This window comes from Arthrobacter sp. Y3225209 (assembly GCF_059090685.1).
On record NZ_JBNHFW010000005.1, the window covers coordinates 122,158 to 132,348 of the forward strand.

8 protein-coding genes are annotated in these 10,191 nt (G+C 65.3%); 3 read left to right on the forward strand and 5 right to left on the reverse strand.

From position 1 onward, the window contains the following. The first annotated feature begins 343 nt into the window (after positions 1-343). Together AC5RVB_RS05215 and clpB are read left to right on the forward strand one after the other, a co-directional pair. The gene (locus tag AC5RVB_RS05215; protein ID WP_494142145.1) at positions 344-940 is read left to right on the forward strand and encodes an SRPBCC domain-containing protein; all 597 of its coding nucleotides are present in this window, start codon (positions 344-346) and stop codon (positions 938-940) included. A gap of 173 nt (positions 941-1,113) precedes the next feature. Beyond that, on the forward strand, positions 1,114-3,738 hold the full coding sequence (clpB, locus tag AC5RVB_RS05220) for an ATP-dependent chaperone ClpB (RefSeq protein WP_227902568.1): 2,625 nt from the start codon (positions 1,114-1,116) through the stop codon (positions 3,736-3,738). A 111-nt stretch (positions 3,739-3,849) separates the two neighbouring features. Here clpB and AC5RVB_RS05225 read toward each other — a convergent pair whose 3' ends face one another. Beyond that, positions 3,850-6,096, reverse strand: coding sequence for a septum formation family protein (locus AC5RVB_RS05225; protein WP_494142146.1), 2,247 nt, complete (start codon positions 6,094-6,096; stop codon positions 3,850-3,852). Positions 6,097-6,372: 276 nt separating this feature from the next. On the opposite strand from AC5RVB_RS05225, the gene AC5RVB_RS05230 reads away from it, so the two are divergent. Then, positions 6,373-6,606 (forward strand): DUF3073 domain-containing protein, encoded by a 234-nt coding sequence (locus AC5RVB_RS05230; RefSeq protein ID WP_227902565.1) that lies wholly within the window; start codon positions 6,373-6,375, stop codon positions 6,604-6,606. A 148-nt stretch (positions 6,607-6,754) separates the two neighbouring features. Here AC5RVB_RS05230 and purM read toward each other — a convergent pair whose 3' ends face one another. Genes purM through AC5RVB_RS05250 form a run of 4 tightly spaced genes read right to left on the reverse strand, consistent with a single transcriptional unit; the run spans position 6,755 to position 10,190 of the window. Next, on the reverse strand, positions 6,755-7,873 hold the full coding sequence (gene purM, locus AC5RVB_RS05235; RefSeq protein WP_227928555.1) for a phosphoribosylformylglycinamidine cyclo-ligase: 1,119 nt from the start codon (positions 7,871-7,873) through the stop codon (positions 6,755-6,757). Continuing rightward, complete coding sequence (gene purF, locus AC5RVB_RS05240; protein WP_290244084.1) at positions 7,870-9,438, reverse strand: amidophosphoribosyltransferase; 1,569 nt, start codon at positions 9,436-9,438, stop codon at positions 7,870-7,872. Before purF ends, purM begins: the two co-directional genes overlap by 4 nt. A gap of 50 nt (positions 9,439-9,488) precedes the next feature. After that, positions 9,489-9,833 carry a hypothetical protein gene (locus AC5RVB_RS05245; protein WP_494142147.1) on the reverse strand — a complete coding sequence of 115 codons (345 nt, stop codon included), beginning with the start codon at positions 9,831-9,833 and terminating at the stop codon, positions 9,489-9,491. A gap of 9 nt (positions 9,834-9,842) precedes the next feature. Further along, positions 9,843-10,190: a sterol carrier family protein gene (locus tag AC5RVB_RS05250; protein WP_494142148.1), complete on the reverse strand. Its 348-nt coding sequence runs from the start codon at positions 10,188-10,190 to the stop codon at positions 9,843-9,845. Between the last annotated feature and the right edge of the window lies 1 nt (position 10,191).

The following is a 10,191-nucleotide window of genomic DNA, read 5'->3' on the forward strand; positions in this document are numbered from 1 at the left end:
TGCAACTCTGCGGCAGGACTCACGGTGGCAGCGGCAGTGGCAAAGCACATCCGGAGGCATTTTCGAATCTATCAAAGCCCTCGACGCCCCCTCGATTCCTTAGATGTGGGTCACATTCCTCCACGTCAGGGCCGTCGGGCGAAGCCCTGGTCCCGGCTGGCTCCCGGCAGCCGGTGAGCCCTGTGCACACCCTGGTTTCCCTGCTACCGTTTTTTGGAAATGGCACTTTTGTGGCCAACACCACAAGCTGCTTCCACGGGAAATTCCGGCTGACAGCCTGTCGGCGCCGACGGCTGATGCCGGCTCTGGGCGGTTGCGGGTTGTTCGAAAGAGGAGTGGGCGGATGTCCGATCTGGACATAATTCTGGACAAAACGGAACGCTCCATGGGCCGCCGGCAGATCCAGGCCGGCCATGCGCTCATGGTGGTTATGGTGCGCGAAATCGGATGGCCCATTGGGGACGTATGGTCCGCCCTGACTGTCCCGGAGCGGTTGGGGCAGTGGCTGGGTACACCTGACGGGGACCTTCGCCGGGGCGGCACCTGGAATCTCCCGGATGGTTCCCACGGTGACATTCTGCGCTGCGATGCTCCCCGCCTGATGACCGTGTCCTGGGCCCGGGGGGAGAGGCATCCGGCGGAGCTTGAGTTCCGGTTGGCGGCAGAGGACGGCCGAACGCGGATTGAGCTCCGCTACGCATCAGTGCGCAAGGGGTTTGCCCTCACCTCCGACCCGGCCGGCGGGCTGTGGACCGGAGGGGCCGGGTGGGAGTATTTCCTGGACCAGTTGGAAGAGTATGTGGAGGGCCGGGTGCCGGAGAAGGCACTGGGACTGATGCCGGACCTCAGCCCCGACGAGGCAATGGGGGAGCTGTTCGAGGCGCGGAATGCGCGGTGGCGACGGGCCGCGGATGACTTTGACCAGGAGCATGCCCTCTAGTTTTCGGCTGGGACCGGTCCGCAAAATGGCGGAACCGGAGCACCCGCAGAAAACCCCGGTCCGCCGGTGGATGTGCTGTGGATAACTTTACTTTCAAAGTTGAGCTAATTAGACTCAACTTTGTTAGAGCAGCACCGCTAAAGCTGAATCTGCCCAGGTTTTGAGGAGCCACCGTGGACACCAAATTCACGAACAAGAGCCAGGAAGCGCTCTCGGCTGCGGCCATGAACGCGAACACTGCCGGAAATCCGCAGATCGAACCCTCCCATCTGCTCAAAGCGCTGATGGACCAGCGGCAGGGCGTTGCCGTCGCGCTGCTTAAGGCCGCCGGGGTCAACGTGGACACGGTCAGTGCCGGAGCCAGCAGCGCCATCCACCAGCTCCCTTCCTCCTCCGGATCTTCAGTGGCCCAGCCGCAGTTCTCCCGTCCCCTGCTCCAGGTTATAAACGCCGCACAGCAGGAGGCGGAACAGCTGGGGGACGCTTTCGTCTCCACCGAGCACCTCCTGCTGGGGCTGTCCCTCGACAGCGGGCCGGCGGGCAAGGTTTTGCGTGAGAACAACGCGGGCCATGATGCCCTCATCGCCGTGCTTCCATCCGTAAGAGGAGATCGTAAAGTGACCAACGCTGATCCGGAGAACACCTTCCAGGCACTGGAGAAATTCAGTACGGACCTGACCGAGATGGCCCGCTCGGGCAAGCTGGACCCGGTGATCGGCCGGGATGCGGAAATCCGCCGTGTCATCCAGGTCCTGAGCCGCCGGACCAAGAACAACCCTGTGCTCATCGGCGAGCCCGGTGTTGGCAAGACCGCCGTCGTCGAAGGGCTCGCCCAGCGCATTGTGGCCGGAGACGTGCCGGAGTCGCTGAATGGCAAAACCCTGCTGTCGCTGGACCTCGGGTCCATGGTGGCCGGCGCCAAGTACCGTGGTGAGTTCGAGGAACGCTTCAAGGCCGTACTCGAAGAGATTTCCAACGCTGAAGGGCAGATTGTCACCTTTATCGACGAACTGCACACGGTGGTGGGTGCCGGCGCAGCGGAAGGGTCCATGGACGCCGGCAACATGCTCAAGCCGATGCTGGCCCGGGGCGAGCTGCGGCTGATTGGCGCCACCACCCTGGATGAGTACCGGGAGAATATCGAGAAGGACGCAGCGCTGGAGCGCCGCTTCCAGCAGGTTTACGTTGGCGAGCCCAGCGTGCCGGATACTATCGGCATCCTCCGCGGGCTCAAGGAACGCTACGAGGCACACCACAAGGTTGCCATCGCGGACTCGGCCCTTGTCGCCGCAGCCACCCTGTCCAACCGGTACATCACCGGGCGGCAGCTGCCGGACAAGGCCATTGACCTGGTGGATGAAGCCGCTTCCCGGCTGCGGATGGAAATCGATTCCGCGCCGGAGGAAATCGATGAGCTCCGGCGTGCCGTTGACCGCCTGACCATGGAGGAACTGGCCCTGGCCAACGAAACCGACCAGGCCTCCATCGAGCGGCTGGAAGTGCTGCGTGAAGACATGGCCAACCGAAAGGAGCAACTGGCTGCCCTCAATGCCCGCTGGGAAGCTGAAAAGGCCGGCCTGAACCGGGTGGGCGACCTGAAGGCCAAGGTGGACGAACTGCGCGGCCTGGCGGAAAAAGCCCAGCGCGACGGTGACCTCACCGAGGCGTCGCGAATCCTCTACGGCGAGATTCCCGCCCTGCAGAAGGAGCTCGAAGCCGCCCAGCAGGCAGAGGCGAGCAAATATGGTGACGAGGCCCAGGAGCTGATGGTCTCCGAGGAGGTCACGGCGGACGACATCGCCGAAGTGGTTTCGGCCTGGACCGGCATTCCGGCAGGCCGGATGCTGCAGGGGGAATCCCAGAAACTGCTGGACATGGAAGAAGTCATCGGGTCGCGGCTGATCGGACAGACCAAAGCGGTGGCTGCAGTATCGGATGCTGTCCGCAGGTCGCGGGCCGGCGTCAGCGACCCGGACCGCCCCACCGGCTCCTTCCTCTTCCTGGGCCCCACCGGCGTCGGCAAGACCGAACTCGCCAAGGCGCTCGCAGACTTCCTCTTTGATGATGAGCGGGCCATGGTCCGCATCGATATGAGCGAGTACTCCGAGAAGCACGCCGTGTCCCGCCTGGTGGGAGCACCCCCCGGATACGTGGGATACGAAGAGGGTGGCCAGCTCACCGAAGCGGTGCGCCGCCGGCCGTATTCAGTGATCCTGCTGGACGAGGTGGAGAAGGCGCACCCGGACGTTTTCGACATTCTGCTGCAGGTCCTCGACGACGGACGCCTCACGGACGGGCAGGGCCGTACGGTGGATTTCCGGAACGTCATCCTCATCCTCACGTCCAACCTCGGCTCGCAGTTCCTGGTGGACCCGGGCATGAATGAGGACCAGAAACGGGAATCGGTGATGGCCATGGTCAACGCCAACTTCAAGCCCGAGTTCCTCAACCGCCTGGACGATGTCATCCTGTTCGACCCGCTGAGCCTGGAGGACCTGACCCGGATTGTCGACATCCAGGTGAGGGCGCTTGCCGCCCGCCTGCACGAGCGCCGGCTGGTACTGGACGTCACCGACGCGGCCCGTGAATGGCTTGCGCTTACCGGCTACGATCCGGCCTACGGTGCCAGGCCCCTGCGCCGCCTGGTGCAGCGCGAGATCGGCGACAAACTGGCCCGGGGCATCCTGGCCGGAAAGATCAGCGACGGTGACACGGTGCTGGTGGACCGGGCCACCGACGGACTGGACGGCGACGGCCTGGTGGCCGAGACCGGACTGACAGTGGCTGCGGCCGGCTAACGGCACGCCGGTCCGGCAGGGAACGACCTTATAAAAGACGAAGGGCTGCACGGCGGGTACTCCCGCTGTGCAGCCCTTTTTGCTGTGGTTCTCTGACGCTGCTCCGACAGGTTAGCGCAGCAGGGACCCGGTGATCTCCTGGCCTTCGGGTGCAAAGACGAAGCAGTCCAGCCGCCGGTCACCGTTGGACCAGGTCTGCTCTGTAGGGATGGACTTGGTCAGCTTCAGGTCCGGGTATTCAGCTGCGGCATCCGCGAAGTCCACGGCGTCGCAGACTTCATTGACGCGCTCTTCGAGGGCGGCTGTGCCGGGGAAGGCATCCCCGTCGGGGAAACTGTCCGTGGCTACCAGCTGGGCGTCGTGCGGGGTCTCGCAGCTCACGACGTCGGCCCGGGAGTTCACATCTTCCCAGTCCTGAAGGCAGGCGCCGGTTTCGAGGTCCACCGGGTTGACGTTCTCCTCGATCACGCCTTCGCCCTTGTCATTGAACACGAAGACAAATAGCAGGATAGCGACGACGGCGGCCAGGACGATCCCGCCGATGATCAGCGCCAGGCGGGTGTTGCGTCCGGTCGAGCCGCCCTGTTTGGCTGCTGCGCCCGCTGCGGAAGGCCCGGCGGCTGCAGTTCCTGAGCCCGGCGTGCCCGCAGCTGTTCCGGCAGGATTCTGCCGGGCGGCTGAGGCGCCCGCAGCCTGGCTTTCGGCAAGGCGGCGGGAGCGGCGCGTGTCAGCGGCCGGTACGGCACCCGTTGCCGGAAGCGCAGCATCTGCGGAGCCGGCACTGGTGCCCTCGGCGCCCGCTGCATCCGCGGCGGACGTCGCGGAAGATTCGGGCAGGGCGCCGGTTACGGGTGCTGCGGCCGCGATTCCGTGCAGGGGGTGATCCTCGCGGCTGCCATCGGGGCTGCCATCGGGGACGTCGGCAGGGGTTTCGCCGGTTTCCTTCTCCGTGCCGGGTTCACCGGCTTCTCTTTCAGTATCGGGTTCGCCGGCTTCCGGTTCGGCAACCGCGCCGGCAGTTGCGTCGTCTGTTCCTTCGCCGTCAGCGGCAGCTTCACCATCGACAGCGGGGTCTGTCTCAGCGGAGGTCTCAGCCTGAGGATCTTCCTCAGTTGCCTCGGCGTCTGTCCCGGCGGGGCGTTCTGCCTCCGCAACGGCCCCGGTTCCTGCCTCGGCATCAGGGGCAACCCCGTCCGCGGTTACCTCGTCCTCGATTACCCCGTCGGCTGACCCGGCCTCCGCTGCCTCGGTATCTGCCGCGGCTTCTGCAAGGCCGTCCGCCGCAGCTTCCGGCTCCGTCGTTTCGGCATCCATATCGACAGGCGCTTCGGCATCCGCGTCGACAGGAGTTTCTGCTTTCTGAGCGACATCGGTTTCTGCTGCGGCATCAGCCTCAACGGCTTCTGCCGTGTCCTCAGGAGATGCTTCCGCATCCTCAGCAGGTGCCGGCGTGGCGCCGGCGCCCTCCATGTCCGGGGCGGCGTTGGCAGCCGGTGTGTCCTGCTCCGCCTGCTCGGCGTCCTGTTGTGAACCCTGCTCAGTGTCCGAACCGGCAGTGTTGTCGGCAGGTGCCGGTGCAGGAATAGCTGTCCCGGCGGTCGCGGGATCGCCGGCATCCACGGTTGCGTCGTCGCCGTCGCCGTCGCCGTCGCCGTCGCCGTCGCCGTCGTCGTCGCCGTCGCCGTCGCCGTCACCGCCCACGCTGTCGCCGTCGCCGCCCTCGCTGTCGCCATCACCAGCGCCGTCGCTATCTGTGGCTGCTTCGTCAACGGCCGGAGGTTCTGCTGCGTCCGCGACGGCGTCCTTGCCGACCTGGATCTCCGCGCCGGCAGGGGCGGGCTCAAGTCCGGAAAGCCTGCCCGCTTCCGCCGCATTCGCTTCCACAGCGGCCGCTTCAGAGACAACTTCCTCCAGCGAGGCGGCCTCAACTGCATCGCTGCTCAGGGCCGGATCGGCCAGGGCGGGTTCTTCAAGCGTCAGTTCCTCGGGCGCCACGACCACCGGTTCCGGTGGAAGCACAACGTCGTCTGGAAGCACTACGTCGTCGGCCGGGATGATATCCGGTTCCTGCGCGGGGTCTGCATCCTCGCCTGCCGGGCCAGCGCCAGGAGCACTGTCGGCCGGAGCCGCGGCGGGGGAACTGCCGTCACTGGCTGTGCCGTTGCCGGCGGACTCCTCCTCCGGTGCGTTGTCCGGGTTCTCGAAGCTGCGCTCCCATAGGCCGGTGTCGTGGCTTCCGTCAGCGGAGAGCCAAGCGGGGGAGTCCGACCGGGCGCTCAGATCTGGGAAGGCCGATGACGAACCGGCCTCCTCCGGTGGCGGTGAGTCCGCTCCCGGTGTATTTTTCTGATCGCTCATGGTGAACGCCTGTCCTCCCTATAGGTGGCGCCGCGAAGCGCCCCAAAACTGTCTCTACCCCTGACTTTAGCCAATATCCGGGGGCAGGCGCAGGAAACGGGGTGTCGGGGAGCTGTACTAAGTGGTTAGGCAATAGCTCCTGTCGGGGTGCCGGGGGCACAAGGCGGCGGGAAAACATGTAACCTGTACTTACGACAAATTGACCAAATATTCCGAGGCCTCGTTCATCTGCCCGAACGACCCACCTCCGGATCGACGCAAAAAGGGGGTCACGCCATGGGGCGCGGCCGTCAAAAGGCAAAAGCAACCAAGCAGGCACGGGAAATGAAGTACTTCACCCCTGCCACGGACTACTCGGCGCTCCAGCGTGAGCTCTCAGGACCCACGAGTCGTCCATCGAGCCGATACCCTGAGGAACCGGCTGAGCCGGACTACTCGGCGTATGAGGATAAGTACGCGGATCAATTTGGCGACGAAGACGATGATGAGGGTGACCGCCGCATAAGCTAGCGGCAGCCTCAAACGTTGGCCGATTGCCACGCATTCAGCGGATCACCTTCGGGTGGATCCGCTGAATGTCGTTAACACCGGTTCTCCGGACCCGCTACGGGTCCAGGGCCCCGGACCAGGTTTCACCGGTCCGGGGCCTTTGCCGTTCTCAGGCGTAGTCGCCAACCAGCCGCACTGAGCCGCCGTCAACACCCTTGGCGCCCTGCACAAAATCAGGGTCCGAGCCTGCCGGAGTTTCCTCGGCGTCACCGATTGTGCCCATCACCCATGCCGGGACACCGCGGGAAGCGAGTTGCCGCAGCGCCGCGTCCGATCCGGCGGCGTCGACAATGGCTACCATGCCGACACCCAGGTTCAGGGTGCGTTCCAGATCCGGCCTGGGCACGTTCCCCAGTTCGGCGACCAGCTTGAAGACGGGAGGCAGCTCCCAGGTGGAACGGTCCACTGTGGCCTGCAGGCCCTTGGGCAGGACACGTGCCAGATTGGCCGCGAGTCCGCCGCCGGTGACGTGGCTGAAGCCATGCACGCCGGCCGGCTCGTGGCGGGCCAGGTCAAGGCAGTCGGCTGCGTAGACGCGGGTCGGTTCGAGCAGTTCTTCGCCGAGGGTGCGGCCGAAGTCGGGGACCTGCCGTTCCAGCTGCCAGCCCGCGTGGTGGATCACGCGGCGGACCAGGGAGTAACCGTTTGAATGGATGCCGGAGGCTGCCATACCAATCACCACGTCGCCGCGGCGTACACGCTCCGGGCCGAGGAGGTTGTCGGCTTCCACAACGCCGGTTGCTGCGCCCGCGACGTCGTACTCGTGTTCACCGAGAAGGCCGGGGTGCTCAGCGGTTTCACCGCCCACCAGTGCGGTACCGGCAACCTTGCAGGCAGCCGCAATGCCGCTGACAATGCCGGCAATCCGTTCCGGCACCACCTTGCCACAGGCAATATAGTCGGTCATGAACAGCGGCTCGGCGCCCACCACAACAATGTCATCGACAACCATCCCCACCAGATCGAAGCCGATGGTGTCATGGATGTCCAGGGCCTGCGCAATGGCGACCTTGGTACCCACGCCGTCTGTGGAGGTAGCGAGCAGGGGCTTCTTGTAGGTCAGGAGGCGGGAGACGTCATACAGGCCCGCGAATCCTCCCACGCCGCCCAGGACCGAGGAATTGTGCGTGGCCTTCACCGCGGCCTTCATCAGTTCAACGGCTTTGTCTCCGGCTTCGACGTCCACCCCTGCGGAGGCGTAGGTGATGGAGGTGTCAGGGGCGCTCATACGGCCTCTTTCTTGTCGGAATCGTTAAGCAGGTTCTCGAATTCGCTGTCCGGGCCGGGATCGCAGCCGTTGGAGCCGCTGTTCTCGGCGGGATTGGCCGTACCCTGGGTTTCCAGCAGATTCTTGCCGAGCCGGTCCGCTGAGGGCAGCTCGATCGGATACACGCCGGTAAAGCAGGCAGTGCACAGCCGCTCGCGGGGCTGCATGGTGGCATCGATCATGCCGTCTTCGGAGATGTAGGCCAGGCTGTCGGCGCCGATGGACGCGCAGATTTCCTCGACCGCAGCACCGTTGGCAATGAGCTCGGCGCGGGAGGCGAAGTCGATGCCGTAAAAGCAGGGCCATTTCACCGGGGGAGAGGAGATCTTCACATGAACCTCGACGGCGCCGGCCTCGTGCAGCATCCTTACGATGGCCCGCTGGGTGTTGCCGCGGACAATCGAGTCATCAACAACGACCACCCGCTTGCCGCGGATCACCGATTCCAAAGCGTTTAGTTTCAGCTTGATGCCCAGCTGGCGCAGGGTCTGGCTGGGCTGGATGAAGGTGCGGCCAACATAGGAGTTCTTCACGAACCCGTGGGCGAACGGAATGCCTGATTCCTCGGCGTATCCCACTGCAGCCGGGGTGCCGGACTCGGGGACGGGAATCACGATATCTGCTTCGACCGAGTTTTCACGGGCCAGCTGACGGCCCATCTCCACCCGGGATTCGTAGACCGAACGGCCCGCAATGGTGGCGTCGGGGCGGGCCAGGTATACGTACTCGAAGACACAGCCGGCCGGGGTCGGCTCCCCGAAGGTTCGGCTGCGGACACCGTTTTCATCAATGGCGATGAATTCACCGGGCTTGATTTCGCGGATGAAGCTGGCGCCCACGGTGGCCAGTGCGGACCCCTCGGAGGCCACCACCCAGCCGCGTTCCAGCCGGCCGAGGACCAGCGGGCGGACACCGTAGGTGTCCCGCGCGGCGTAGAGGGTGCCCTCGTCCATAAAGACAAACGAGAATGCGCCGCGTAGCTTGGGCAGCAGGTCCATGGCCGTGTCTTCGAGGGAGCGTCCGTCGCTGCCGTTGAGCAGTGCGGTGACCAGGGCCGTGTCGGAAGTGTTGCCCTGGGCAATTTCGCCGCTGCGGGGGCGGCCCTCCCGTTCGAGGATCAGTTCATACAGTTCCGCTGAGTTGGTCAGGTTGCCGTTGTGGGCCAGTGCCACCGTGCCGCTGGCCGTGGCGCCGAGGGTCGGCTGCGCATTCGCCCAGTGGGATGCCCCGGTGGTGGAGTACCTGCAGTGGCCCACCGCGATGTGCCCCTGCAGGGTGTTCAGTGTTGTCTCGTCAAAAACCTGGGACACCAGGCCCATGTCCTTATAGACGCTGATGCGGCTGCCGTCGCTGGTGGCGATGCCCGCCGATTCCTGCCCCCGGTGCTGCAGGGCGTACAACCCGTAGTAGGTAAGCTTCGCTACCTCTTCGCCGGGGGCCCAGACTCCAAAGACTCCACAGGCGTCCTGTGGGCCTTTCTCTCCGGGCAATAGATCATGGGAAAGCTTTCCGTCTCCGCGTGCCATGCAAGCATTCTCTCACGCGTTGTGAGCCGGGCCGCCTGTGTGCGCAACCGTTACGGCAGAGGCTTTTCCGAGGCCGCGGATTCCTGCGGTGCGGAGGCTTCGGGGGCGTCGGCATCCACGCTTTCCACGGTTGCCCGGCGGGACTTGCGGACGCTCACCCAGTCCAGGGTCAGTGCAGTCAGTGCGCCGAGGACCAGGCCCGGCATAGCGAACATCATGGTGAAGAAACCGAACGTTGCCTCGCGCGTGAAGTTCGGATCCTCGGCGCCGCCGTAGGCAACGAAGAGTGCAGCGATAAACCCGGCGATCACGCCCAGTGCCAGGAACGGGACGAAGCGGGGGGCGCGGCGGACTGTAATCTCGCGGCGCTCGGGGCTGTGCTGCTCGGAAACCATAGGTAGATTCTACCGGCCGGGAAACAGCGGAAGCACCTCGGATAAATCGGCACGCAGACCTGAGGCGGCCACCTTTCCCGCCTGCACTGCCTCCGACCAGGACTGCCGCCCCGAGATCAGCTCAAGCCAGGTGGCGCCGTCGGTCTCGATCACGTTCGGCGGTGTGCCACGGGTATGCCGCGGCCCGGCCACGCACTGGGTGACGCCGAAGGGTGGGACACGGACCTCCACGCTGTTGCCCGGGGCCCGTTCGGCGAGCTCCTCGAGTGTGTACCGTACGGCCGTTGCGGTGGTGGCGCGGTCCGCCCCGCCCGCTGCCACGGCCTGGAGGGCCGCGCGTCCATCCGCTGCGGAAATC